Source organism: Pontibacter ramchanderi (assembly GCF_002846395.1).
Lineage (GTDB): Bacteria > Bacteroidota > Bacteroidia > Cytophagales > Hymenobacteraceae > Pontibacter > Pontibacter ramchanderi.
Window position 1 is genome coordinate 1,110,603 of the sequence record NZ_PJMU01000002.1, and the last position, 25,709, is coordinate 1,136,311.

27 protein-coding genes and 1 riboswitch are annotated in these 25,709 nt (G+C 49.9%); of the genes, 14 read left to right on the forward strand and 13 right to left on the reverse strand.

Annotated features, from left to right (window positions below; genetic code table 11):
• The first annotated feature begins 122 nt into the window (after window positions 1-122).
• The 3 genes from BD749_RS11880 (at window position 123) to BD749_RS11890 (ending at window position 2,775) form a co-directional block, all read left to right on the forward strand.
• Window positions 123-686: an LURP-one-related/scramblase family protein gene (locus tag BD749_RS11880; RefSeq protein ID WP_101444539.1), complete on the forward strand. Its 564-nt coding sequence runs from the start codon at window positions 123-125 to the stop codon at window positions 684-686.
• Between the two features lie 58 nt (window positions 687-744).
• Window positions 745-2,115, forward strand: coding sequence for a hypothetical protein (locus BD749_RS11885; RefSeq protein ID WP_101444540.1), 1,371 nt, complete (start codon window positions 745-747; stop codon window positions 2,113-2,115).
• 234 nt (window positions 2,116-2,349) lie between these two features.
• Window positions 2,350-2,775 carry a secondary thiamine-phosphate synthase enzyme YjbQ gene (locus BD749_RS11890; RefSeq protein WP_101444541.1) on the forward strand — a complete coding sequence of 142 codons (426 nt, stop codon included), beginning with the start codon at window positions 2,350-2,352 and terminating at the stop codon, window positions 2,773-2,775.
• 10 nt (window positions 2,776-2,785) lie between these two features.
• Here the strand turns inward: BD749_RS11890 and BD749_RS11895 are convergent, their stop codons facing one another.
• From BD749_RS11895 to gpmI, 3 genes are all read right to left on the reverse strand, one after another.
• A complete protein-coding gene (locus BD749_RS11895; protein WP_101444542.1) occupies window positions 2,786-4,279 on the reverse strand; it encodes a M43 family zinc metalloprotease in 1,494 nt (497 codons plus the stop codon).
• A 108-nt stretch (window positions 4,280-4,387) separates the two neighbouring features.
• Window positions 4,388-4,963: a hypothetical protein gene (locus BD749_RS11900; RefSeq protein WP_101444543.1), complete on the reverse strand. Its 576-nt coding sequence runs from the start codon at window positions 4,961-4,963 to the stop codon at window positions 4,388-4,390.
• 1 nt (window position 4,964) lies between these two features.
• On the reverse strand, window positions 4,965-6,497 hold the full coding sequence (gene gpmI, locus BD749_RS11905; protein WP_101444544.1) for a 2,3-bisphosphoglycerate-independent phosphoglycerate mutase: 1,533 nt from the start codon (window positions 6,495-6,497) through the stop codon (window positions 4,965-4,967).
• 306 nt (window positions 6,498-6,803) lie between these two features.
• Here gpmI and BD749_RS11910 point away from each other — a divergent pair, with 306 nt between their 5' ends.
• The 6 genes from BD749_RS11910 to BD749_RS11935 all read left to right on the forward strand — a co-directional run bounded on the left by BD749_RS11910 (window position 6,804) and on the right by BD749_RS11935 (window position 10,848).
• On the forward strand, window positions 6,804-7,226 hold the full coding sequence (locus BD749_RS11910) for a DUF4783 domain-containing protein (RefSeq protein WP_101444545.1): 423 nt from the start codon (window positions 6,804-6,806) through the stop codon (window positions 7,224-7,226).
• Window positions 7,227-7,292: 66 nt separating this feature from the next.
• Entirely contained in the window at window positions 7,293-8,150 is an 858-nt protein-coding gene (gene nadC / locus BD749_RS11915; protein ID WP_101444546.1) for a carboxylating nicotinate-nucleotide diphosphorylase, read from the forward strand.
• 48 nt (window positions 8,151-8,198) lie between these two features.
• A complete protein-coding gene (locus BD749_RS11920) occupies window positions 8,199-8,780 on the forward strand; it encodes a hypothetical protein (RefSeq protein ID WP_245869085.1) in 582 nt (193 codons plus the stop codon).
• Between the two features lie 100 nt (window positions 8,781-8,880).
• Window positions 8,881-9,186 (forward strand): hypothetical protein, encoded by a 306-nt coding sequence (locus BD749_RS11925; protein WP_101444548.1) that lies wholly within the window; start codon window positions 8,881-8,883, stop codon window positions 9,184-9,186.
• 165 nt (window positions 9,187-9,351) lie between these two features.
• Entirely contained in the window at window positions 9,352-10,086 is a 735-nt protein-coding gene (locus BD749_RS11930; RefSeq protein ID WP_101444762.1) for a class I SAM-dependent methyltransferase, read from the forward strand.
• A 6-nt stretch (window positions 10,087-10,092) separates the two neighbouring features.
• Entirely contained in the window at window positions 10,093-10,848 is a 756-nt protein-coding gene (locus BD749_RS11935) for a ZIP family metal transporter (RefSeq protein WP_101444549.1), read from the forward strand.
• A 145-nt stretch (window positions 10,849-10,993) separates the two neighbouring features.
• On the opposite strand, the gene BD749_RS11940 is transcribed toward BD749_RS11935, so the two are convergent.
• The 6 genes from BD749_RS11940 to BD749_RS11975 all read right to left on the reverse strand — a co-directional run bounded on the left by BD749_RS11940 (window position 10,994) and on the right by BD749_RS11975 (window position 15,048).
• Window positions 10,994-11,368 (reverse strand): hypothetical protein, encoded by a 375-nt coding sequence (locus BD749_RS11940; RefSeq protein WP_143741258.1) that lies wholly within the window; start codon window positions 11,366-11,368, stop codon window positions 10,994-10,996.
• Between the two features lie 118 nt (window positions 11,369-11,486).
• Window positions 11,487-11,891, reverse strand: a complete 405-nt coding sequence (locus BD749_RS11945; protein ID WP_101444551.1) for a septal ring lytic transglycosylase RlpA family protein — start codon at window positions 11,889-11,891, stop codon at window positions 11,487-11,489.
• A gap of 38 nt (window positions 11,892-11,929) precedes the next feature.
• Window positions 11,930-12,628: an alpha/beta fold hydrolase gene (locus BD749_RS11950; RefSeq protein ID WP_101444552.1), complete on the reverse strand. Its 699-nt coding sequence runs from the start codon at window positions 12,626-12,628 to the stop codon at window positions 11,930-11,932.
• A gap of 6 nt (window positions 12,629-12,634) precedes the next feature.
• Window positions 12,635-13,384 (reverse strand): hypothetical protein, encoded by a 750-nt coding sequence (locus BD749_RS11955; RefSeq protein WP_101444553.1) that lies wholly within the window; start codon window positions 13,382-13,384, stop codon window positions 12,635-12,637.
• A 42-nt stretch (window positions 13,385-13,426) separates the two neighbouring features.
• On the reverse strand, window positions 13,427-13,732 hold the full coding sequence (locus BD749_RS11960) for a hypothetical protein (protein WP_101444554.1): 306 nt from the start codon (window positions 13,730-13,732) through the stop codon (window positions 13,427-13,429).
• Window positions 13,733-14,661: 929 nt separating this feature from the next.
• Window positions 14,662-15,048: an Hsp20/alpha crystallin family protein gene (locus BD749_RS11975; RefSeq protein ID WP_101444557.1), complete on the reverse strand. Its 387-nt coding sequence runs from the start codon at window positions 15,046-15,048 to the stop codon at window positions 14,662-14,664.
• A gap of 644 nt (window positions 15,049-15,692) precedes the next feature.
• Between BD749_RS11975 and BD749_RS11980 the strand changes: the two genes are divergently transcribed.
• The 3 genes from BD749_RS11980 to BD749_RS11990 all read left to right on the forward strand — a co-directional run bounded on the left by BD749_RS11980 (window position 15,693) and on the right by BD749_RS11990 (window position 18,383).
• The gene (locus BD749_RS11980; protein ID WP_101444558.1) at window positions 15,693-16,979 is read left to right on the forward strand and encodes an Ig-like domain-containing protein; all 1,287 of its coding nucleotides are present in this window, start codon (window positions 15,693-15,695) and stop codon (window positions 16,977-16,979) included.
• 453 nt (window positions 16,980-17,432) lie between these two features.
• On the forward strand, window positions 17,433-17,867 hold the full coding sequence (locus BD749_RS11985) for a hypothetical protein (protein WP_101444559.1): 435 nt from the start codon (window positions 17,433-17,435) through the stop codon (window positions 17,865-17,867).
• A gap of 84 nt (window positions 17,868-17,951) precedes the next feature.
• Window positions 17,952-18,383 carry a hypothetical protein gene (locus BD749_RS11990; RefSeq protein ID WP_101444560.1) on the forward strand — a complete coding sequence of 144 codons (432 nt, stop codon included), beginning with the start codon at window positions 17,952-17,954 and terminating at the stop codon, window positions 18,381-18,383.
• A gap of 201 nt (window positions 18,384-18,584) precedes the next feature.
• Here the strand turns inward: BD749_RS11990 and BD749_RS11995 are convergent, their stop codons facing one another.
• The 3 genes from BD749_RS11995 to BD749_RS12005 all read right to left on the reverse strand — a co-directional run bounded on the left by BD749_RS11995 (window position 18,585) and on the right by BD749_RS12005 (window position 23,169).
• Window positions 18,585-19,388, reverse strand: coding sequence for a hypothetical protein (locus tag BD749_RS11995; protein WP_143741260.1), 804 nt, complete (start codon window positions 19,386-19,388; stop codon window positions 18,585-18,587).
• Window positions 19,389-19,482: 94 nt separating this feature from the next.
• The gene (locus BD749_RS12000) at window positions 19,483-21,861 is read right to left on the reverse strand and encodes a ribonucleoside-diphosphate reductase subunit alpha (protein ID WP_101444562.1); all 2,379 of its coding nucleotides are present in this window, start codon (window positions 21,859-21,861) and stop codon (window positions 19,483-19,485) included.
• A 348-nt stretch (window positions 21,862-22,209) separates the two neighbouring features.
• Window positions 22,210-23,169 carry a ribonucleoside-diphosphate reductase small subunit gene (locus BD749_RS12005; protein WP_101444563.1) on the reverse strand — a complete coding sequence of 320 codons (960 nt, stop codon included), beginning with the start codon at window positions 23,167-23,169 and terminating at the stop codon, window positions 22,210-22,212.
• Between the two features lie 646 nt (window positions 23,170-23,815).
• Here BD749_RS12005 and rplU point away from each other — a divergent pair.
• Together rplU and rpmA are read left to right on the forward strand one after the other, a co-directional pair.
• Window positions 23,816-24,124, forward strand: a complete 309-nt coding sequence (rplU, locus tag BD749_RS12010) for a 50S ribosomal protein L21 (protein WP_076670176.1) — start codon at window positions 23,816-23,818, stop codon at window positions 24,122-24,124.
• Window positions 24,125-24,195: 71 nt separating this feature from the next.
• Window positions 24,196-24,465, forward strand: a complete 270-nt coding sequence (gene rpmA / locus BD749_RS12015) for a 50S ribosomal protein L27 (RefSeq protein ID WP_101444564.1) — start codon at window positions 24,196-24,198, stop codon at window positions 24,463-24,465.
• A 67-nt stretch (window positions 24,466-24,532) separates the two neighbouring features.
• Here rpmA and BD749_RS12020 read toward each other — a convergent pair whose 3' ends face one another.
• On the reverse strand, window positions 24,533-25,156 hold the full coding sequence (locus BD749_RS12020) for a hypothetical protein (protein WP_101444565.1): 624 nt from the start codon (window positions 25,154-25,156) through the stop codon (window positions 24,533-24,535).
• 382 nt (window positions 25,157-25,538) lie between these two features.
• A riboswitch (SAM riboswitch) is annotated at window positions 25,539-25,648 on the forward strand.
• Window positions 25,649-25,709: the final 61 nt, after the last annotated feature.

The following is a 25,709-nucleotide window of genomic DNA, read 5'->3' on the forward strand; positions in this document are numbered from 1 at the left end:
CATTCCTTTTTTTATTTTAACTTGGTGAACTCGATACATGATGATCGTATCATTAACGAGTTTATTCAATGGCGCATCGACCGTCTAGCTATTAGTTTGATATGTACTTGAATTAGTAAAGGATGGTGATTGACATAAATCAGAAGAAAATCGCGTTCGGCGATAAGTATAGGATATTTATCAACGGAGAACAAACGTATTTCGCTTCATCCCAGCTGATAGGCTTTATGCCGAAGCTACACCTGTTCGACAATCAGAATTCTCGAGCGAGGCTCACCATGGCAAAAAGGTGGTCATGGTTCAGCCCGAAGTATAAGGTGACGCTATGGGATGGAGACGTAATCGAATTTGGTACAGTCTCACTCTGGAAGTCTCACTACCAATGCCAGGACGGAGCCGACCTGTATGAAATCTTCGGGCACAAAGGGCATAAGCATTCCGTTTATAAGAACAATCTTCAAATAGCTTGGTGGGATAAGGAGATGGTAACGTGGTTTGAAGGAGACAACTACAAAATAGTGGCTGACGATGATAGCAACCATGAATTAATCATTGGCTTCTGTCTTATGCTTGACAATCAGTTCAGTAATGACAAAAACGGAAATACAGTAACCATTGATTTTGGAAATATCGGTCCACAGGCTAAGGAGTTCGATTATGCATGGAGACCAAAGCAACTTTATTAAAGCGAAGTAAATAACAACCAAGCCTATAGTTAGCAACCATCAACAATTTAACCACCCTTTGAGATACCTACTCGCCATACTGCCCCTCCTGTTCCTGCTCTCGATGGTGGGCTGTGAACCTAAGGATGAAGTCGTGACCAATGACCCGGATGCGATGCTGCGGTTCTCGGCGGACACAGTGCTGTTCGATACGGTGTTTGTAACGCAGGGCAGCGTGACGCGGCGGCTTAAGGTATACAACCCCCAAAAGAAAGCGGTGCGCATCAGCAGTATCAGCCTGGGTGGTGCCCATACCTCTCCTTATCAGTTGATTATCAACGGCCAGGAAACCCCGATCGCAAGAAACCTCGAGTTGCGCGGCCAGGACAGCCTCTACATTCTGGTGCGGGTCAATATCAACCCGGCGGCTCAGAACCAGCCCTTCCTCGTGGCAGACTCCATTGTGTTCCAAACAAACGGGAACCAGCAGAACGTGAAACTGGTCTCCTATGGGCAGGATGCGGTGTTTCATCAAAAGGGCGTGATCGGGAATACCACTTGGGCGGCGGGCAAACCCCATGTGCTGCTCGACACGGTGCTGCTGCGCGAAGGAGCCACCCTTACGATCGAGAAAGGCGCCCGCATCTTCGCCACCAACAAGGCCGTGCTGCTGATTAATGGTACGCTGCAGGTGCAAGGCACGCCGGAGGAGCGGGTGACATTTTCAGGTATACGGCGTGAGCCGGCCTATGCCAACGCACCCGGCCAATGGGAAGGTATACGCATCCTCACCGCCAGCCAGAACAACACCATCCGCTATGCCGACATCCGCAACACCATGCGTGGCCTCCGGATCGGCAACCCCGGCAAGGGTGGCACTTTGGTGGAAGGCTGTGTGATTCAGTATACTTTTCTGGATGGCATTGTGGCCTTTACATCGGATGTGAAAGTGGTGAATACCTTAATCAACAACTGCGGGCAGTACAGCTTCGGCGGCCTGGGTGGCGGCAATTATGAAGTGTTGTACTCCACCATCGTCAATTACCAGAGCCAGCTACAGCGCGAGACACCCGCATTTGTAGTAGCCGACTTTATACCTGGCACCGACATCCGTGATCAGCCTACACAACTGCGGCTGGTGAACAGCATTGTGTACAGCGAGGGCTCCAACTATGCGAATGAGGTACTGCTGGAAGGCAATTTGTCAGCGGAGATAGCCCACAGCATCCTGCGCACGGATGCCTACAAAAACACGCTCAACACCAACGGCAACCTGCTCAATATCGACCCCAAGTTCAAGGATGTCCGCAAGCAGGATTTCCAACTCGACACACTCTCCCCCGCCACTGGGGCGGCTATACCTCTCCCAGGTATAAACAAGGACCTCAAGGGTATAAACCGCAGCTCCACTAAACCCGACATCGGAGCGTTTGAGAGGGCGGTTGACTGATTGAGTGGTTGAGTGAATGAGTGATTTGGTTAATGGCACAACGATTGAAGAGCAGCTGGATCTTATCTAAGTTGACTCAAGTGGTGCATTTGCGTATGAAACCTAACAATAAGTGGCGAACCAATAGGAAATTTATTACAAAAAGTTACCCACTCAATTACCCATTCGCTCCATCAATCAATCAAAAATAAATCACTCAATCACTAACTCACTCATTCACTAACTCAAAAATTCATGTGGTTTCAGAAAGAGATACGCCTGCCAGCCGTGAAACGCGGTTTTCATTTGATCACAGATCTGCTGACAGCGCAGCTGCCTGAGCTGGAGAACTACAAAGTAGGGCTGGCGCATATCTTCATCAAGCATACATCTGCCAGCCTGTGCATCAACGAAGACGCGGACCCTACGGTGCGGCAGGATTTTGAGAGCCATCTCAACCAGATGGTGCCTGAGAACGCGCCCTACTACCGACACACTCAGGAAGGCCCCGACGATATGCCGGCGCATCTGAAGGCAGCTTTGCTGGGAAGTTCTGTGACCGTGCCGATTTCGGATGGGGAATTTAATATGGGTACCTGGCAGGGCATATACCTGTGCGAGCACCGCAACCATGCCTCCAAACGTACGGTGGTGGTCACGCTGCAGGGAGAAGGCTACTAAGGTATAGCAACTATCTTACAAGACTCACTTTAGTGACGGCTATGCCATTGGTGCTGGTCGTGCGCAAGAGGTACATGCCAGCCGGCAGGTGCCGTATATCCAGCCTGATCACCCTGTCCGCTACCTCATCGCGCAGCAGCACCTGCCCATGGCGGTTCAGCAATTCCACCAACTGAATCTGCTGACGGGCCGCCTGCTCCAACACAATATACCCTCGTGCTGGGTTAGGGTATACCTTCACATTGTCCGAGGTCACGTAGATGTAGTCCGTTTTGGTGAGGGTGTGGCTCGAGCTCCCATTGGATGTGGTAAGGGTGACGCTATACCTGCCCGGACGGCTATACCTGACAGTTGGGTTCTGGGCTATGGAGGTGGCAGGTGAGCCTCCCTCGAACTCCCATAACCACTGCGTGGGCTTAAAGCCAGCGAAGGCGCCCTGGAACTGAACCTGGTCGCCAGCCGCTATCAAAGTATCCTGAGGCTGGGCAGTACTGAGGCGGGAGCGTAACTCACCTGTACAAGCTGTGGATTCGAAAAGGTAGCTTCGCGCCGTCTGCAGGACACCTTGCATGTAAGCAGCCTGGCCTTTGGTGAAAAGGCTCATACAGGCATCATCAGAGTAGTCCATGTAGTTCTGCCACATGTTGCCATAGGGGCCATTGTCGCACGAAAGCTCGATCCCGTCCGGGCATCCATCCGTTTGGGTAAACTGATTAGGGGTGTCGTCTATGTCGTCGGAGTCGTTGCAGGTCATACCATTGCCCCAGATGTGCTTCAGGCCCAGCCAATGGCCTACTTCATGAGTGCCGGTGCGGCCTTTGTTGTATGCCCATAGGCTGTTGTTGTACGGCGCAGTACCCACCGTGCGGTAGTGCAGCACTACGCCGTCGCGCTCAGGTAAGGCCCCGGGTGATGAGGCATAGCCAATGCTGCTGGTTCCGAGGTTGCCGATCCAGATGTTCAGGTACTGCCGGGTGTCCCAGGCATCTATACCTCCGTTAGCGCTCGATTTGATGTGGTCAGAGAAATAACTGAAGCTCTCTTTGGTGGTCTGGGTGCGGGTGATGCCGGAGGTCGGGTTGCCAGTTGGGTCTACTACGGCCAGGCAGAACTCAATGCGGGTATCCGCGGCAAGCGGCTGGAAATAATCCGGTGTACGGGTAGTGTCGGCATTGAGGCGACGAAAATCCTGGTTCAGTACGGCAAGTTGGGAGAGCACCTGCGCCTCGCTTATGTTTTCGCTTCCGGCCCTGTATACCACATGAAACACCACTGGTATCGTAATGGTGGCCTGCTGCATTGCCTGGCCCGCTGGGCGTTGGCGCATGTGCTGCTGCACCGCCTGTTGGGTTCTGAGGCTTCGCTCCTCAAATCCTGGGTCCTGCCGTTTTAGCGCCTCCAAGTATGCCTCTGTGCTGCAGGCGCGGCCCTGCTCAGCTGTTTGTGCAAAAGCAAAACGGAGGGTGGCAAAAACCAGAAGAAGGGCTAAGGTATAAACACGCATACACGCAGATCAAACAGGCACCTAAGCGTGCTGGCATGGCTAAAGCGCAAAGCTAGAACGGCTTAGTAGAGCAATATACGCATTTATACCCTAAAAAAAGAAATGCAGCTACAGGTTGGCATCAACGCGATACCGGAGGGAGTCGCCGAAAATAAGCTTCTGCACGCCCTCTACCCGGTAGCTGGACAGATTGCCCGTGCCTGGCTCCGCCATGAGACGGATGTTCCTTTTAGAGTAGAATAAAAGGTTCTCCTCTAACACCACCGCTTCGAGCTGCTCCAGCTTTTTGGCAGGCGACACGGTAAGTTGCAGGCGCTCCACCGGGGCGGCCGCTTCTACATTTTTAGTGAAAACACTCATGGTGCTGCCATTGGGCAAGGTATGACGCTCATCGCTGTAAAAGTCGCGCAGTGCGGGGCGGCTCAGATCTACCTCCTGAAAAATAGCCAGTTCTTTCTCCCAGTCCAGTTCCTCCAACTGTATGGTTTCGGTTGGCTGCCCTTTTGTAATCACTGACTTGAGCACAGGCGGCTGCTCCTGCTGCAGGCGGGCTGTTTGCTCCTGCAGGTATGCCGTCAGGTCGTAGGCAGGCTCCTTGCCGGCGGCAAGCGGCGGGGTAGGCCGCTCGCAGGCCGTGAACCCACAAAGCAAGGCAAGTAGTCCGATGATGCGGTAGCTGCTCAACTTACTGTGCTTTTTGAAGAAGTGATTCGCCCGTCATCTCCAACGGCTGCGCTATACCCATCAGCTCTAGTATTGTCGGGGCGATGTCGCCAAGCTTACCTGGCCGCAGGGTGCCGCTGTAGTCGTTGCTCACGAGCACGCAGGGCACCAGGTTAGTGGTGTGGGCTGTGTTTGGCGTGCCGTCCGGGTTGATCATGTAATCCGCATTGCCGTGGTCGGCAATCACAATCACATCATAGTTGCTTTGCAGGGCGGCATTCACCACCGCCTCGGCGCAGCGGTCTACCGCTTCACAGGCTTTCACGGCAGCCTCGAATACGCCGGTGTGGCCCACCATGTCGGGGTTGGCGAAGTTGAGGCAGATAAAATCGGCTGTTTGCTGCTGCAGCTCCGGCACAATGGCATCGCGGATATCGTAGGCGCTCATCTCGGGCTTCAGGTCGTAAGTGGCCACCTTAGGCGATGGGCACAGCAGGCGCTTCTCACCGTCGAAAGGCACTTCGCGTCCTCCCGAAAAGAAGAAAGTTACGTGCGGATATTTCTCTGTTTCAGCGATACGAATCTGTTTGCGACCGGCCTTGGCTACTACCTCGCCGAGTGTATTGTTCAGGTTGTCTTTATCGAAAATAGCCTCCACTCCTACGAAAGTGTCGTCGTAGTTGGTCAGGGTGGTATAGCGCAGGTTGAGCTTGTGCATGTGCTGCTCCGGGAAGTCCTGCTGCGTGAGTGCCTGCGTGATCTCACGACCACGGTCGGTGCGGAAGTTGAAGCAGATCACCACATCGCCCTCCTTGATTGTAGCAATCGGCTGCTGCTCGTTGTTTACTTTTACGATCGGCTGGATGAACTCGTCGGTAACACCGGCATTGTAAGAGTCCAGCACGGACTTGATGAGGTTTTGCGAAGGTGTACCCTGGCCGTGCACCAGCAGATCGTAGGCCAGCTTCACGCGCTCCCAGCGGTTGTCGCGGTCCATGGCGTAGTAACGGCCAATCACCGAGGCGATGGTGCCCGTCGTGTTTTCGAGGTGCTGCTCCAGGTCGTTGATGTACTTCACGCCTCCTTTCGGGTCTGTGTCGCGGCCATCCATAAACGCGTGGATGTATACCTTGTCCAGGCCGTAATCGAAGGCGGTAGTACAGAGCGCCTTGAGGTGCTCGATATGCGAGTGCACGCCCCCGTCAGAGAGCAGACCGATGAGGTGCACATCTTTTTTGTTTTCTTTGGCAAAGGTATAGGCACCTGCCAGTGCCGGCATGGAGGCCAGCTTATGCTCCGCAATGGATTTGTTGATGCGCACCAGGTCCTGGTACACTACGCGGCCGGCACCCAGGTTCATGTGCCCTACTTCCGAGTTGCCCATCTGCCCCTCCGGTAGTCCCACGGCCTCACCGGAGGCCTGCAGCGTGGTATGCTGGTACGTCTGAATGATGTGATCGTAGAAGGGCGTGTGTGCCTTGTGTATAGCCGAAACCTCCGGATTGGTGGCAATTCCCCAGCCATCCAGAATCATGAGCATTACCTTTTTATCCATGGTGCAAATATAAGACAATCTGTGGTGCCTTGCGGGCTTAAATAACTGATTTGTGCTTCGGTGCTGGGAAGCCTGCCCGGAAATGCTTAAATTGTAACAAATGCCAGTGATGGTGGCCCCTGCTGGGCAGAAGGGCGAAAGCCGCTGCTGTTAGCGCTGGGTATAAGATTTGTTCCTGTAACGGCAGGTATAATTATCTCGTTACAGCGACATATATTGATAATTCTTAATAATTTTAGGTACTTGCTCAGCACTTTTGTTGGCATAGTTTTAGCTGATAGAGAGGCAAGATTACTTACACACCTTATGAAAAACTTTAAAAACATTGCGGTAGTACTTTTCCTGGCTATGATCACCTCTTTATTCGCTTCCGGACAGGCCATGGCCCAAAAGGATGTGTTTGACGGTGTGGAGGCGGCTTTGCGGGCGGGCTCTGCCAAGGACCTGGCCAGGCACTTCGACAGCAAGGTAAGCCTATCGTTTGCTGACGAGAAGGCCACGGATTACAGCAAAACCCAGGCAGAGTTTGTGATGAAGAACTTCTTCAGCAAAAACCCGCCTACCGGCTTCGCCTACAACTTCCCGACGCCCAGTGAGTCCGTGCGGAAAGACAAGCGTTATGTGATAGGCACCTATACCCACCGCAACGGTTCTTACACCACTTTGATAAGGGTAAAGGACGCGGGAGGCAAGTTTCTGATCCATTCCATCGATTTCATAAAAGATTAAGCAGATAATAGTGAGATTTTTAGCAAGGCTCGGGGTATATACCGGGCCTTTTTTTATTTTTGCACCGTGAAAGCAACATACCTGACAGAAAAAAGCATAGCCGAGTTTATATCCCAGGCTCTGGCCGAGGATGTAGGCGATGGCGACCACTCGTCGCTGGCTTCTATACCTGCCGATGCGCAGAACCAGGCAAGACTCCTGGTGAAGGGCGACGGCATACTGGCTGGCGTGGAGCTGGCCGGGTATATTTTTAAACAAGTAGACCCTGCCCTGCAGGTAGAGGTGCTGCTGCAAGACGGAGCCGAGGTGAAATTTGGTGACGTGGCCCTGACCGTGAGAGGCAAGGCGCAGTCCATCCTCACGGCCGAGCGGCTGGTGCTCAACTGCATGCAGCGTATGAGCGGCATTGCTACTTATACCCACTACCTGAACAGCCTGATAGCTGGCACCAAGGCCAAACTGCTCGATACCCGTAAAACCACCCCTAACTTCCGCATCATGGAAAAGTGGGCCGTGCTGATCGGCGGCGGCGTAAACCATCGTTTCGGTCTGTTCGACATGATCATCCTCAAGGACAACCACGTGGACTATGCCGGAGGTATACGCCAGGCAATTGAGGCAACACAGCAGTATCTGAAGGCAAAAGGCAAAGACCTGCGCATTGAAGTGGAGACCCGCAACCTGGACGAGGTGCAGGAGGCGCTTGAGACAGGCGGCATCCACCGCATCATGCTCGACAACATGACGCCGGAGATGATGCGCGAGGCAGTGGCCCTGATCGGCGGCCGCTTCGAGACAGAGGCTTCTGGCGGTATAACCGAAGCCACTATAGCCGAAGTAGCCAAGTGTGGGGTCGACTTTATCTCCGTTGGTGCGCTAACGCACTCGATCAAGAGCATGGACCTGAGCCTGAAGGCTTATTAAAGAACTTATACCTGTCTCATAGTAGGCAGGGCTTATTTTTATTTTTTTATGCAACAAAACCAACGTTACCGGATGCAGTCAGGTGCTGCTCCGAATGCTATTCGCACCAAGAAGTACCAGTTAGAGAAAAACGTTTTTACAGGTATAGCGCTGGCCAAGGTATGGCGCCGTGACTGGTGGATGGCCCTTATACCGCTGGTGCTGTTTCTGCTGCCGGCTGTTTTCAACTTCTCGTGGTGGTGGGTAACGGCTGCCATTTTGGTAACTCTTATCTTTGTGCTGCTGCGCTCGGCCCAGGTAATGGGCGTAACGCAGATGGAGCAGGGCAACCCGCTGTTCGAGAAGCTGAGCTACGAGATCGACTCTCGCCAGATCCTGCTGAAGCGCAACGAGCGCGAAGGTATGGCCCTGACCTGGGACATGATCGGGTCGGCGGAGCGCAAGGGCGAGTCTTACCTGCTGTGGCTGAAGCCTCCTCCTGATGCGCAATTGCCGGGCGGCTGGAAAGGCTGGCTAGCCAAGAACTTTCAGGCACCGGTGTTTGTGATGCTGCCATTCCGCATCTTCAACAACCCGAACGACCTCAAGTTGCTGGAGTCGATGCTGCGCCGCAAGGAGCTGATCGCCTAACGTTTTCCAACCCAAGCCAGTATACCTGACTTAATAATAGATTTGCTACTGCACTGTGTAGTAGTGCTTTAAGTAAAAGACCTATAACTTATAAATAGAGATGAATAAGAACGTACTTGCAGTATTTGCCGCATTCTGTGGTTTGGTTATGATTTCATGCGATACGCCCAAGGATTTGCGTCCTGAAGCGAAGGTGTCTAATGATACTGTTCCTGCGGGGATGCGCGGCACTTACAACGTGTCTGATGCCGGTGGCGAAACAGCTACTGCACACGGTGCCGAAGGCCACGATACAAAGCAGGAGGTAATGCCTAACCACGACCAGGGAGCCAACACGATACAGCCTGGCGACAGCGTGCGCGAAGAAGCCGTTACTAATTCTGAAGCAGGCGCAGACAAGCGCTAAGCCACACGCATTACCCCTTGTATACCTGAAAGCCTGCCATTGCTGCCTTGCGCAGCAGTGGCAGGCTTTTTAGCAGTAACCTATACCTGGCGCGTTCTAGGCCGTATACCCATGTTCCGAAAATAAAAGGTATATTTGCACCCTTACTGCATTTGCATTGCTTCTATGACCCAACAGGAAGAGTGGTTCAGCACTTGGTTTGACTCCCCTTACTATCACATCCTCTACAGCAACCGCGACGATCATGATGCCCGGCTGTTCATGGATAACCTGCTGGCCTACCTACACCCCAAGCCGCATCACAAAATCCTGGACCTGGCCTGTGGCAAAGGCCGCCATTCCCGCTACCTGAACCAATTAGGCTACGATGTGACAGGTATAGACCTGTCGGAGAAAAGCATTGCCTATGCCCGTGAGTTCGAGAACGAGCGCCTGCGCTTTGATGTGCACGACATGCGGGAGGTATACCAGCGCGAAGCATTTGATTTTGTGCTCAACCTGTTTACCAGCTTCGGCTACTTCCAGAGCGAAACTGAGAATGTGGTAGCCCTGAAGGCCGCCGCCGCCGACCTGAAGCACGGTGGTAAATTGGTGATCGACTTTATGAACACCGACCGAACCATTGAACGCCTGGTGTCGCATGAGCAGAAAGAGGTGCAGGGTATTTTGTTTGACATCAGCCGGAAAGTGGAGCACGACTTCATTCTGAAAACCATTCGCTTCGAAGACAAAGGCCAGGATTACTGTTTTGAGGAGCGTGTGCGGGCCTTGCGCCAGGAAAACTTTATGGAGTATTTTCGTATTGCTCAGCTGCGTGTGGTAGAGATTTTCGGAGACTACAAACTACAGGCTTTCGATCCGGAAAAAAGCGAGCGAATCATCTTCGTGCTAAAAAAGTAAGGCCCTATGATCATAGCTATACTTGTGCTCTTCTTCACGGTGGTGCTTTCCAGCTTCCTCGTAAAGGTTTTTCCGCCGGATAATAGTCGCTGGCTTAAGATGGCGCTGGCCTTTAGTGGTGCTTATCTGTTCACCATCACCATCGTGCACCTGCTCCCCGATGTGCTCATTGGCAACCCTAACCCGCACCGCGTAGGCTACTGGGTACTGGCCGGCTTCTTTTTGCAACTGGTGCTGGAGCTTTTTTCGCATGGGGTGGAGCATGGGCACATGCACACCAACCACCACGGCCACGCACATGCGGGCGCCATGCCGTTTCTGCTGCTGGGCTCTCTGTTCATTCATTCTTTTCTGGAGGGCAGTATACTGGTAGAGGGCGGCGAACGCCACGGTGGGCACCACCATGCCGGAGAGAACTTTTACGCCGTGCTGCTAGGTATAGCCATACACCACGTGCCGGCTGCATTTGCCCTGATGTCGGTGCTGATGTCGCGCATCGGCTCTTTCCGGAAAGCCTTTCTGTGGTTGCTGATATTCGCTATTGGCGCACCGCTGGGTATACTGGTGAGTAACTACATTATAAAAGACAATATTGGCGGCGAGCTCGTCTTTACCGCACTCACGGGTTTGGTGGCCGGTAACTTCCTGCACATCTCTACGACCATTCTTTTCGAAACCAGCCCGGACCACCGCTTTAACCGCAACAAACTGCTGGCAACCCTCTTTGGGCTGGGGCTGGCCCTGCTCACGGATCTGGCCTAGGTATAACAGCTACGAAAAAAGCCGGGCACCGCTGTACTTCCTGAATCGGTGAGGTGCAGAGCGTGCTTAGCTGGTATAGCAACAACCCTAAAAACAAAAAAGGCTGATCAAGATCAGCCTGCAATTAAGTAAGGGAAGAGCAACGTTACATCACAGTGGAAAGCAGGGTGGCCACAAGTGCTTTGAGGGCAAGCACAAGCGTGCTTGACTTTACAGTCAGGTCTGCGTCATTCGACTCCTCCTCATCCGATCCGGAAGTGATGTCTTTCAGGATAGAAAGTGGGCTCTCAAGTACCTCGGCATCCAAAACAGACTTCTGCTTACTGGAAGATGCCGGCTTCGCATCGCTTTTAACGGCCTCGGGATTGCTGCTGGCAGGGGCAGGAGCTACAGTTGTAGTGGCTTCAGTGGTGGCTGTTCCGTTGTTCAGGTCGGCAGCATTTGGCGCAGTCACTACGCCTAGCAACAGGATTGTTGCAATGCCAGTTGTTACCGTAAGAGTTTTCCACTTTTGAAGCATGCCCAAAATTATCATTTAAAAGACAGTATTCCAAATGGTTAATAGGAATATTTGTAGAAAAAACTAAAAAGCAATGTGAGTGAACCTAGAATGGTGGCCAGTGCATTTGCTGCATAGGTTAACGTGCCGGGGCAGGCTTCACTACTTTCACCTCCACAGGTACTATACCTGCGCTAATGTAGTCCAGGCGCTTGGCTGCGGCCTCGCTCAGGTCTATCACACGACCCTTCACAAAAGGTCCACGGTCTGTGATGCTTACCTTCACCGATCTCTTCGTTTCCAGGTTGGTGACCTTTACTTTAGTGCCGAAAGGGAGGGTGCGGTGTGCGGCTGTGAGCTTCCTGCGGTTATAGGCTTCTCCGTTGGCCATCTTCCGCCCGTGCAGTTTGTTGCTGTAGTAAGAGGCCTTCCCGGCTTCGGTGTAGCCGCGCTGCCCCACTGTAGGTTTAGAGGTGGTGCAGGCGCCTGCGGTCAGCAGAGAAAGCGCAATCAGGAAGGTGCCACCAAGTTGTTGTAAACGCATGGGTAATCGCAATAGATATAGTCAGGCTTAATTTAAACCTAAACGGTGACTTTGCCAAAGAATTGCCTGAGTTCGTGCTGCAGTTGGTTTAGGTTAACTTTCTCCAGCGGGTGGTGCGTGTTAGGGAATACCTGCAGACTGGCATTTGGCAGATGCTGGAAAGCCCAGGCTGTTTCCTGCAGCCCGACCATATTGTCGCGGTCACCGACACTGATGCGAACCGTTGTCTGAATACCTGGCAGCGTGTCTTCGGTTAGCAGCGGGTGGTTGCCCAGGTGCTGCATCATGCTAGCGGTGTGCCGCATTACCTCCTGCCAATCGGCAGGCTGATGGCGTTTGGCCAGTGCAGCGGCAAAAGCAGGCACTTTTTCCGCCACTTTCTCAGGCTGTAGCATTTTCGCCTCTTTCGCTGCCGTCTCCGGGCTCCAGGCAAACTTAGTAGCCAGCGTAAAAATGCGCCCCACCCTATCCGGGTGCTGAAGTGCCAGGTATAGCGCAACATAGCCTCCCATGCTATACCCGAACAGATCGACCTGCTGCAACTGATGATGGTCCAGGTAGCGCAGCACATCCTCTGCAAAGTGTTCGATCCGGAAGGGCTCCTGCGGTATAGTGCTGCCCCCGTGCCCACGAAAGTTGAGCGTATGAACCCTAAAGTCTGGCTTGAGCAATTGCTGTAGCGGATCAAGGGTGCTGGCAGCGCCCAGAGCGCCATGGAGTAGAAGGAGATCAGACATAGGGTGTTATTGCCTCACCTGGTAGTTATAGACATCAACCGCTTGCGTCAGCTTGTCTTTTCGGAAAAGCTGAATCGCCAGGGGTACTACAATGAGGCCGGCACCGGCGTACACCGCAGGCGACACGTTAACGGAATTCGGGTTGGTAGAGCTCTGAGAAGAAGAAAGCAAGCCATAGGTCAGCAGACCTGCGCCCGCTATACCTACTACCGTGGAGATGGTCCGCTCTCGTTTATGACGCTGGATCAGCACCATGCTGGAGGCGTTGTCGGCCAGCGCCTGCTCCAGGTTCTGCTGGTTAAACATCATGAGCGGGCCGTTGTCCTTCGAGAAGAAGTAGATGCGCCGGCGGCTGGTGCGTGGCATGCCATAGCCGTATGGGTGGTAGCCCATGGCGGCGTAATCGATTGTGGTGGTAAAGAACTTAGAGATGCGCGGCCCTTCCATGATCCGCTTTGCAAAAGAGTCGAAGCGGTTGCCGGCAGCCACCCTGGCAAAATAACCGTCGTTGTTCTGGTATACATCCACCAGCTCCGGGGCATACTTTAAGGTGTCGTCAACCAGAAAGAAGTCCTGCTTAAAAAGCGGCGATTTGTACTGTACCCTGTTGCCATACACTACCTGTCCATTGCGCAGCTGCAGGAAGTGACGGCCTTGCTGGCGTTGCGGCTGGTAGTTTTCCTGAGAGTACTCCTGGGCGTGCAGGCCAAAGCTCAGCAACAGGCTGGCAAAAAGTGCAAATATTGTCTTGTTCATATAGAAGGGTGATTTCAGCTATGATTCAAAATACACGTGTGTTCAGAAGATAATGACCAGCATGACGAGCATTCCGGCCAGCGCCAGGTATACCCAGCTCATCAATTGGCCCCTGTGCTTGCTGGGCACAATATTGCTCACCAATACAACGGCTATCAATACGCATACTATATACAATAGTATAAAAGTAACGGCTTTTACCCAATTTGGTACTATCGTGTTCTCTGCCTGGTACTGGTTGTCCATGCCCATACCTGATACCAGGTAGCGCAGCACAAAAAACACCACCACCTCAAACACGATAAAGAAAAACAGACCGTACAGTCTGTTGCGCTTTTGTTCAGCCATGTTTCTGCAGTTATTTAAATAAAAGACCCTCTTTAAGGTGCAAGTGTCATTAAACGCAGGCCGGCTATCCTATCAGACTACTATTCTCTTGTGCCTGGCATATTCGCTCAGTAGGGCAATGGTGCCCGTCCCTTGAACAGGCCTGTGCTAATCAACAACCTCGCCGGCCTATACTTTGCTCAATAAATATAACAACTGTGCCCTGATATATTGTGCTCTATACTCTTTTTTAGAGTTACTCGTATACCTTAGTTAATGAGACAGATCAGGTTTAAGTTATATTATTTGTAAACTATATAGGTGCCTTGGCATGCTGTTTGCTGTTCATTAACAGGTACATATATAATGATCTATGCTAGTTGGATTGTGTGTATGTGTCTAAATCAGTGCAATTTATGGTAAGAAAAAAAGAATATGGTTGCACATGGGCAATAATGTGAAACAATTTTAGGGGGACAACCCGTTAAAATACCAGATGAAAGTAGGGATATGAGGTTATTGAAGAATATTAAATTAGACAATCACTATTTTAACTACAGTGGTAAAACGCGTAAGATCTTTAGCATAGGTTACGAGGATCTCACGACGCTTATCTATTACCAGGACAATAACAACAACTATACGTTAGTAATATCGAAAGAAGATGATCCGCCGCTTATAGTAGAAAAGAAAATATCGCGTGCGGAAGCGTTCAGATTAATGAATACCCGGCCCTAAAGCCGGGTATTTTTGTTTACAGTCTAATATGCGTAATTGGAACAAGTACTTCAGAATTGCATTTTGGGGCGCAGCCCTCACGTTTGTGGTCCAGCTGATAATTGCTGTGGCAGTAGATCCTTACCTGTCATCAGCTCTCACCCCCTTTTATGCTGTTTGGGGCATTACAGCGGTAGTTGGCTGGCGTCATGAGCATCCGCGCCGCTAAGGTCTTAAAGCTGCCTGATATCAATCTGGCGAGGATAAAGGGCCGCATCGTGGTAAGGCAGTTTTACACGCAACTCACCATCCTTGTATATGGCCTCTATGCGACCCAAGTCGATTTGCGGAGGCAACTTAAAGATACGGTTAAACATAGGAACCGCCATTTGTGGGTCTTCCTGGCTTTGCAGCACAGAAAATATAGTAAGCTGGTTCTGATGCAGAACTACTTTAAAAGACTCTGGATTAACACCTGCAGCCCAAACATTAATAATGGCACTCTTCCTTTTCTTTTTGACCTCAACGTATGTTTCACTCACGCCACCGCCTACTGTGTTCAGCAGGTCAATCTGGTGTGCAATAGTTTTCAAAAACTCTTTATCTTTTATAATTCTCATCTCTCTCTTCTCTAAGTTTTTCAGGAAAGAATGGTGCAAAACAGATGCCAATTGGTTGCAGCGTCAATTTGACCGAATGAGTGCACCTGAATCACAATATATATGTCAGAATGACCTTTTTTGGGTTTTTGAAGAGAAGTAATTTTAGTTTTCGATTCTATAGTCACAATTATTCCTGCGATGTTCTAATCCAATTCCAAAAGTACATAAAATGGAAAGTTGCTCCCAAAGTGGAGTAAATTTTCCCATATATGGAAAATGCTTTATTGCAATCTTTTTATAAGTCTATTTTATTGTTGCACCTGATAGAGAAGGTACTGAATAGGGTTTATTATAAATAGTTGATATAAGCTGCCTTGTGCGCTGCTGGGCGCCTCGGGTTTCCGACTTCATTGCACTTTAAATAAACACAATGTTTATATGGCCTGTTGGCATGCTTCTTTCTCGTGTATTGACATAAGAGACAAGCCATGAAACACATTTACACTTTTTTTACCACCCTTTTTGTAACAAGAAGATCCAGCGCCTTACAGCTTATCCAGTTAGCTTCACTTTTACTATTCACGCTTGTTAGTCTGAACGTACAGGCTCAAGGTCAGGATCAAATAGACATCCAACCTAAGTGTGCCTTAGCCAATCAGCCATTGGATCTGGTTATTTCCCGGGTTAGTGGCAACGACTTTAATGGAAGTACCATTGTCTCCGTAAACGGGCAGTCTTTTACTATTACTAATTATACAAAGGACCAGATACAGATCCGGGTGCCTGCTAATGTGATAGCCACCGCGGGTAATGTGACGGTTTACACGAACACAGCAAATAAGAATTCGCAGGCAAACACACTGACGGTGACAGGGCCTGTGTCTGTTTCATCAACACCCGGCTGTGACCGTGCCACCATGACCGTTTCGGGAGCTCCTGCGGGAAGCACCTATCGCTGGTATAAGCAGCCTGCTGGAGGCCAGCCTATTGCAGGCGCTACAGCGGCAAGTTACACGACCACCGAAGCCGGTACGTATTATGCCGCTGTCGTTACCCAGGCAGGTTGCGAAACCACCAGAGTATCTGTTACGGCTGCCTTCTTGCAGAAATTATTTGCAAACACGGAGTTCGAAAAGATGAGCTACGAAGCCGGCAAGCCAGGTATAATCAAGCTGAACTCCGACCTGTTTGACAAGAAGCATGCGGTTAGCGTAAAGTGGCAGTCCGTAAATATTGTGACTGGAGTGGTAACGGAGCTAGGAACGACAGATGCTCCTACTATTTCTCCTGCCTCGCTTTCTATTTCGTCTATGCCAGGCGGCGATACATACTTTCAAGCCACTATTACGCCTATAGCCACTGTGTGCTACGACGGGTCGGCCCTTTTTGTAACCTCTCAGCAAATCGTTTCTCTGCCAGTGGAGCTGGTGTCTTTCACGGCTCAATCTACTCAGGGAGGCGTACAACTTAGCTGGAAGACGGCTTCTGAGCGGGACAACAAAGGCTTTGAGGTTGAGGTGTCGGCTGATGGCAGAAACTTCAGAAAGCTTGCCTTTGTAGAGAGCAGGGTTGGCACCACTTCACTCACTCAACACTACAGCTTCCTCGATACAAAAGCGAATGCCGGTGTTCACTACTATCGACTCAAGCAAACGGATTACGATGGAGCATTCGAGTACTCTAAAGTAGTGGTTGTGAAGAATGCGCTGAGTGAGGCGGCCTCTGTATACCCAACCCTGACATCGCATGAAATTACGGTAAGGGTAGCCCCGTCGGACGAGCAGGTACTGATTGCAATCGCCGATATAGCAGGAAAGCAATTAGTAGCGGTTCAGAACCCTGCCGAGCGTCAGGTTGTGTTGCCGGTACAGCAACTGCAGAATGGTATCTACTTTGTTACAGTTACCTCTGGCGCTCAAAAAGAAGTGATCCGTTTTGTGAAGCAGTAGCCAGCGCTCAGCCTGAAGTTTAAGAAGGGACCAGCCTGTGAGGTTGGTCCCTTCTGCTTTTCAATATAATGTACAACTGCACTGCTACAGGTATAAGGGTACTTCCTGAATGCGGGCATTGGCAATTTACAATTCTATCTGAGGCAGGCTGAATTGGCCTTACCGAAGCGGTACAACTCATGAAAGGTTTTTGTCGGGGCTGCTCTGTTTTATAGCTACTCGGATACAGGAAGATAGCCTGTGCCATTTTAAGCCGGTTAGTACTGTCTGGTCCATTTTTAAGCAAGTATACAGCCTGTTGTGGTTAACAAATCGAAGTACTTTTACTTTTTTGCCGTCCTGGCAGATTCTCCCAATTCGTTGTTTGTAAAATGCTATACTAAAGTAATAGTGCAATTTTAGTTATAGCTCGTATACAGTTTGTAAGTATATTTGCAACACAGGTGCAGCTTAATGGATAGTCTCATGATGAACATTTACTTTCAAAACGACGTGGTGACTCTCTCTTATGACGCAGACCAACTATTAGGCGTGGCAGTCTGGAATGGGTTCCTGAGTAGCTCGGAGTTTCGGGAGGCTGTTGAGATTTGCCTTAAGATGATGGATGAGCACAAGTTGCTGCTTTGGCTCGGTGACAACCGCAAACTCAGAGCCATTCGGCAAGCAGACCAGGATTGGTTTGTAGAGGTGGCTTTACCTCGCCTGGTGGCTGGTACGCTCCGGCGCAATGCCTCTGTTTTATCAGACGATCTGTTTAACAGAATGGCCGTTGAGCAGATAATCAAGCGTGCGGATAACCTGGGATACATGGCTCTGAAAGATTTTGACAATGTGGCTGCTGCTATGGATTGGCTGCAGGAGCCGCTGCCGTCACAAGCGTCGGTCTAATATGTGAGCTGCCCGCGCCAGCATTGAAAATACAAACTACGCTATACCTTTAACAACTAACTTACCTGAGAGGGAATTCTCTTGATGCAACTTTACTTTCACAACAGCTTTGTCAGGCTTTCCTATGACAGAGCGCTTCGGCTTGGCAAGGCCGAGTGGTTTGGTCGTCTGCAAGGCGCTGAACTCAGAGAGGCATACCTGCTTTGCCACGACATGATCAACCGTTTTTCGCTGACAAAGTGGTTGGCAAATGACCGCCAGATGGGCAATATATCGCCTGCAGACCTAAAATGGAGCTTGGATGTGCACGTTCCGCAGATGGCCAAGAGTTCTTTGCGGCGTTTGGCCCGTATACCTTCGCAGTTCGAAACAAATCTGGAAGCTGTCGGGGTCATGATTAACAAAGGATACACGCTCAATCTATCCCTGGAGATGCGTGATTTCGAGGACGAAGAAAAGGCGCTGGAATGGCTGCTGGAACCATCTTCGGTATTGCCTACTGTCAAGCCCTCTTAAATCTGTCAGTTCACCTTGCCCTTAAGCCGATGATACACCGTCATTGGGCTCCTTGCTGTTGCCGTATCTGTAAGTGATTACAACTCTATTCTGGTAGAATTGCTGCATCAGAGGAGATGGTCTGGTATAGCTTGGTTCAAAAGATCTTGCGGTGTCCGAAGGCCTCGCAAGTGTCTGGTGGAAAGGCCTTGGCTTAGTCCTCTATAGGACTAATAACATTATCAAAAGGCTACCAATAGCGCTCGCAATCCTTTTTATCTTAGTGAAGTTGTCTCCTATAAATAATAAAACACTAAGAAGGCTTATTCCATATATTTCACGAAGTGATGCATTAACTTTTAGCCCCTTCTCTCCAGCCGCTTTTATTATTAGTCCTATTGCCTCGGCCTTGCTTTGACTTGACTCCATGATCGCTTGGTAATTTTTTGCTGTGAAGGCCTTGGCTTCTTCAATACCTAATAGCATACCTTTAATTGGAATGTTATTGCGCTGAGATAAGTTGAGGAGTTTGCTGTGGCAGCTATTTACTTCGAAGTTATGGCCATAGAGTTTCCTCAGTAACACATCTAAATTATAGTGGTCGTGAGCCTTCAATTTAGGAGCTGAACGTCTTGTGAGGAGCTTATACCTGATGCTTAATGCTTCAAATCCGTATTTATAGTTCTTCATGTTCCAGTGAACCCATATACAGCCTTGATGATTTTTTACAAACTTGTAAAACTGTTGTAATAATGATCTTTCAGAAGCATCTAACTCATCACCTGATAACCTCATACAATTATAGCCTCTTAATTGAGCCTCGATATGTATATTGAAACAAATCTGCTCTTTTGTTTTAATGTTATAAATAGAAATTGATGTTACTCTTGGAGTACTACTTTTCGATTTTGTAAAGGACTCACAAGAGTAATGTATTGAAAATATATCGCTCTTGTTTCCTAATATATAGTTCGTCTCCTGAAGCCCTTTACTTCTTTCTTTGTAACGCGAGGACGTGAATATCATTTTAGTTGTTTAACTGCTTAAATTATTATAACATAGGATGTATGTATATTGGGCAAAAAATAAGGAGGACACTAAGTCCTCCTTATTCAGTTAATTATGATCCGCAGGCTTCGCAAGCGTCTGGGTTATCCAGGGAGCAAGCCATGTCGCTGCGATTCTGGTCCTGGTTGTAAACCGGCTCCAGTGTCTCGGCGGCTTGTTTCTCTACTGTGAACTTGATGGCATCAACAGCAGCTTTGGTGCGCAGGTAGTACATACCTGTCTTCAGGCCTTTCTTCCAGGCGTGGAAGTGCATCGAGGTCAGTTTGCCGAAGTTCACGTTCATTACGTGAAGGTTCAGCGACTGGCTCTGGCAGATGTAGGCACCACGATCAGCGCTCATATCGATTACCGTACGCTGGCTGATCTCCCATACCGTCTTATACAGGTCTTTGATGTTCTGCGGAATGTTCGGGATGTCCTGTACTGAGCCGTTAGCCGCGATGATGGCATTCTTCATCTTATCGTTCCAAAGACCCAGGTTGATCAGGTCTTTCAGCAGGTGCTTGTTCACCACCATGAACTCACCCGACAGCACACGACGAACATAGATGTTAGACGTGTAAGGCTCAAACGACTCGTTGTTGCCCAGAATCTGTGCGGTTGAGGCAGTTGGCATAGGCGCTACCAGCAGCGAGTTACGCACACCGTGTTTCACCACTTCCTGGCGCAGCTCTTCCCAATCCCAACGGCCGCTATCCGGTGTTACGCCCCACATATCGAACTGGAACTTGCCTTCGGAAAGCGGAGAACCTTTGAAGGTCTCATAAGCACCCTGCTTCTTGGCCAGGTCCTTAGAAGCCGTCATGGCCGCGAAGTAGATCGTCTCGAAAATGTCTTTGTTCAGGCCGCGGGCTTCCTCACTTTCAAATGGCATGCGCAACGCAATGAACGTATCAGCAAGACCTTGCACACCCAGACCGATCGGACGGTGGCGCATGTTGGAGTTGCGGGCCTCAGGCACCGGGTAATAGTTAATGTCGATTACCTTGTTCAGGTTTTGGGTTACGTGGTAAGTCACGTCGAACAGCTTTTGGTGGTCAAACACCTTGTGGCCGTTCTCCTCTTTTACGTAGCGTGGCAACGCCAGTGAGGCCAGGTTACAAACCGCTACCTCGTCCTGGCTGGTATACTCCATGATCTCGGTGCAGAGGTTAGAGCTCTTGATCGTGCCCAGGTTCTGCTGGTTGCTCTTGCTGTTGGCAGCATCTTTATAGAGCATGTAGGGTGTACCGGTCTCGATCTGAGACTCCAGGATAGCGAACCATAAGTCTTGTGCCTTCACGGTTTTGCGGGCACGGCCTTCGCGCTCATACTTCTCGTAGAGTCGCTCAAACTCCTGTCCCCAGCTATCGCCTAGCCCCGGAGCTTCGTTCGGGCAGAACAGGCTCCAGTCGCCATTTTGCTCTACACGCTTCATGAACAAGTCTGGCGTCCAGAGGGCGTAGAACAGGTCACGGGCACGGTTTTCTTCCTTGCCGTGATTCTTCTTCAAGTCCAGGAACTCGAAGATGTCGGCATGCCACGGCTCCAGGTAGATCGCGAAAGCGCCTTTGCGCTTGCCACCACCCTGGTCCACGTAGCGGGCAGTGTCGTTGAACACCTTCAGCATAGGTATAATGCCGTTGCTTGTGCCGTTGGTGCCCTTGATGTAAGAACCCGTCGCGCGCACGTTGTGGATGCTCAGGCCAATACCGCCGGCGCTTTGCGAGATTTGGGCGCATTGCTTCAGGGTATCATAAATGCCCGGTATGCTGTCGTCCTGCATGGTGAGCAGGAAGCATGATGACAGCTGCGGCTTTGGCGTGCCGGCGTTGAATAATGTTGGTGTGGCGTGCGTAAACCACTTCTCAGACATGAGATTATAAGTCTCGATGGCAGATTCGATGTCTTCCTTGTGGATACCCACGGCCACACGCATCAACATATGCTGCGGGCGCTCCACGATCTTGCCGTCGAGGCGAAGCAGGTATGAGCGCTCCAGCGTTTTGTATCCAAAATAATCGTAGTTATAGTCGCGGTCGTAAATGATGGTCGAGTCCAGCGTAGCGGCGTGCTTGCGGATGATCTCGTATACATCCTTGGCCAATAACGAAGCGTTCTCACCCGTTTTCGGGTCCTCGTAGGTATAGAGGCGCTTCATGGTGTTAGAGAACGACTTGCTCGTTACCTTGTGCAGGCTCGAAATGGCTACACGGGCCGCCAGCACCGCGTAATCCGGGTGTTTGGTGGTAAGCGAGGCAGCCGTTTCTGCCGCCAGGTTATCCAGCTCGATGGTGCTTACGCCGTCGTAAATGCCATCAATTACTTTTTTCGCCACCTCAATCGGCGACACATAGTCCATGTTCAGACCATAGCACAGCTTTTCGATGCGTGCGGTAATCTTATCGAATTTGACGGACTCGCGTCTGCCGTCTCGTTTAACTACTAACATAGCGTATACATTTAGCGGGAGTCAAATGCCCGGGTTAATTATAAGGTATAGGTATAAGAGAGCCGCTACCGGTGCAGCGGGTTGAAACATGCTAATATTTTCATAAGGAGATACGTGTATATATACGTAATCCGTTGAAATACTATTATTTAAAGCTAAAGCAAAATGCTTTGTCAGAAGTTGAGGCGGACGCCCCGTCTGGCGGTTGTTGCCAGGTTTATGAGTCCGGTGTTGAAGGAGCCAGGAAGGCAGCTATACCTACAGCCGGATAATAAAGGTAATTCAGGAAGGGCCGGACCTGTCGCCCGGCGCCTTTTGTTTCCTAAACTTACAAAGTAATTTTGTTCGTTAAAAGTCTTCGTCGAGCGAAAAAACGTTTTTGTCTTTGTCGCCCATCACGCCGGCTTTCTGGTACTCGCCCACGCGCTTCTCGAAGAAGTTGGTTTTGCCCTGAAGCGAGATCATTTCCATGAAATCGAACGGGTTGGTGGCGTTGTAGATCTTGCTGCAGCCCAGCGACACGAGCAGGCGGTCGGCCACAAACTCGATGTACTGGCTCATGAGCTTGGCGTTCATACCGATCAGGTCGACCGGCAGTGCGTCCGTTACGAACTCCTGCTCAATCTCCACCGCATCGCGGATGATCTCGTGCACGCGGCTCTCAGGTAGCTTGTTGTTTAGCATGGAGTACAGCAGGCAGGCGAAATCGCAGTGCAGGCCTTCGTCGCGGCTGATCAGCTCGTTGGAGAAGGTCAGGCCCGGCATCAGGCCACGCTTCTTGAGCCAGAAGATAGAGCAGAAAGAACCGGAGAAGAAGATACCTTCCACAGCCGCAAACGCGATCAGTCTTTCCACGAACTTCTCGCTATTGATCCAGCGCAGTGCCCATTCGCCTTTTTTCTTCACGCATGGCACGGTCTCCAGTGCATTAAAGAGGTAATCCTTTTCGGACTGCTTCTTTATATAAGTGTCGATCAGGAGCGAGTAGGTTTCGGAGTGAATGTTCTCCATCATGATCTGGAAGCCATAGAAGCAGCGAGCTTCCGGTAGCTGCACTTCCTGCATGAAGTTGATGGCCAGGTTTTCGTTTACGATACCGTCTGAGGCGGCAAAGAATGCCAGTACATGGCTAATGAAGTGACGTTCGCCGTCGTTCAGGTTCTCCCAGTCTTTCTGGTCCTGCGACAGGTCGATCTCCTCGGCAGTCCAGAAGCTGGCTTCTGCCTTCTTATACATTTGCCACACCTCATCGTGCTGTATCGGGAATAGAACAAAGCGATTCGGGTTTTCTTGTAGTATTGGCTCCATGCGCGTAAACTTTAATTTTATTTAAACTAACAGCGACACTCCGTTACTGTTTTATTATACATCGAACTCAGTCGTCCGGACACCGGTTAGTGTCTGACCTTTGGTTAACAGGATTTCAAATATAGTGATAAGAACTTGAATTGGTGGGCTAAAGTTGTTCAATTTATTAACACTTTGCTAAGTGCCTGAATGCCTTAAATTTAAGCCTCAATTAACAGGCTTATTAACATGATATTGTTAACATATATAATTGTTAAGATATAGTAAATTAAATATTAATTCATTGTTAAATGATGGAAAGTGCAATCCTTGAGCATCTGTTCGTTTGCCAGAGTGGATTTGGGTTTTGTAAAATGCAAGTTTTGCGACTGAGGGCGGCTTTGGAGGAATGGGTTTAGCTTCTGGGCTTTCGGTTGTTGTGGATAACGCCCATATTGAGATGCGTGCACAAGGTGTTGCGGATTAGCGTGTTATGCTTGTTTTTGAAGGGTGCAAAATTGAAAGTCCGAGATTTCAACATTGTTATCCACAGGGGCGTGCATAAGGTCTAAGAAATTGGAAAGAATTAGAAAACAATGATTTGCATATTAACTTTAAGTCTACTAATTTTGCAGACTTAAAATTTTTAAAACATACATTGAAGCTGATGTACGCAATTGTAGAAATCGCAGGTCAACAGACCAAAGTAGAGAGCGGTAAGTTCATCTACGCTAACAAGCTTTCCGGCAATGATGGTGACGCCGTTGAGTTCACCAATGTTCTTCTTACTGATGATAACGGCACTGTTACTTTGGGTGCTCCTTTCGTTAGCGGTGTTAAAGTGGTTGGTAAAATCCTTGGCAACGTGAAAGGCGACAAAGTGATCGTTTTCAAAAAGAAGAGAAGAAAAGGATACCGCAAGAAGAATGGTCACCGCCAGCACTTCACGAAGGTCCTGATCGAGAGCATTGGTTAAGCAGTAAGAGGAAATTAATCGTAAAATCTTTCAGGCTAGGCTCGTCCTCCTGAACTAAATAGTAAAAGAAAATGGCACACAAAAAAGGAGCTGGTAGTTCTAATAACGGCCGCGAATCACACTCCAAACGACTGGGTGTTAAGATTTACGGTGGTCAGGACATCATCGCTGGCAACATCATTGTAAGACAAAGAGGTACTGCACACCACCCAGGTCAGAACGTGGGTATGGGCAAAGACCACACACTGTTCGCTATGGTTGACGGTGTAGTTCAATTCAAGAAAGGCGTAAAGAACCGTTCATACGTTTCTGTAGTGCCTAAAGTAGAGGCAGAAGCTTAATTCTGACCGACACGAAAAAGTTAAAAGGGCTGCCATTACGGTAGCCCTTTTTGTTTTGATTGAATTCTTACTTGGCCGTGAGTATGCCCGCAGGTATAGCCGGATTAGCTTTTGCTTGTTTCCCGGCACGGCCACCCTTCCAATAGGTATACAGGCCAACCGCTATACCTGCTACACAAAGAACATAAGCTGCGGCGGTGCTCCGAAAGGAAAGCGGTAGACTGCCCAACACCAAGCCAAGCCCAGCCAGCCAAAGCAGCCCATAGCGCAGAGGTGCCTGCACCACAGGTGTATAAGCCGTTCTGAACCCGAGCAGATGCAGAAGTTTCGGGGCCTCCGCCGTCAGCAGCACAATGTTTAGCAGCAGAAAAAAGGCCAGTACATAAGGGGTGCCAGCCCAGTTCTGCGACACCGTGATGAGGAATATATTCAGCAGCATAGGCAGCAGGGTGATGGCTCCCAGCGTACGGTAGCGCAGCGTAAGCAAGGTAAACCCGATCACGATCTGAGAATAAGCGATAAAACGGGCAAACAGACCCAGGCTAAATGCGGCTAGCTTATCCTCCAGCCATACCGGTCCGATAAGACCCGGAAAGCGATGCTCGAAAAATACCTTCGCCATACCCGCCGTGAAGAAGATAAGGCCTAGGAAAACGCTGATGCCGTTGAGTGTAAATGTTTTGTAGTTCATGGCTATACCTGCTTTGTTGCGATAAGATGTTAAGGTAGAGCATTTTGTGGAAATGCGATGAAGATTTCTACCAACCGGCAATTTGTGCAGACGACCGGGCTATACCTGAGGGAGGGCGCTCAGGGCAGCATCTTTTGAAAGGCAAATATTTTTACGCGACTCTACAACCTACCTCTCACTGGTCCGTATACCTAAATAGAAAGAGTTATAGAGTGAAAACAATTAAACTCTTTTAGGAAAGGGACACTTCTGGTGTCCCTTTCTGTTTTTATACCTTTTAAGCGCCCCTATTGGCCGTGCCAGCTGGCACTCTTCCTTTTATTTTCCGATACGGCTGCAACAAAAGTTCGTGTTTTGCGGATATGTGCGTATATTTGCAGTATTCTTATCAAGAAAGACCGAGGGATAGGGCCCTATGACGTCTTAGCAACCTTGTTAAAGCCTGGTGCTAATTCCCTTCTCTGCCATACCTTGGCCGGGAAAAGATAAGAGAGTATATCCTTCCTGATGGGGTGTCCTTCTTGATAAGCGCGTATGTAGACTTAACCAAGAG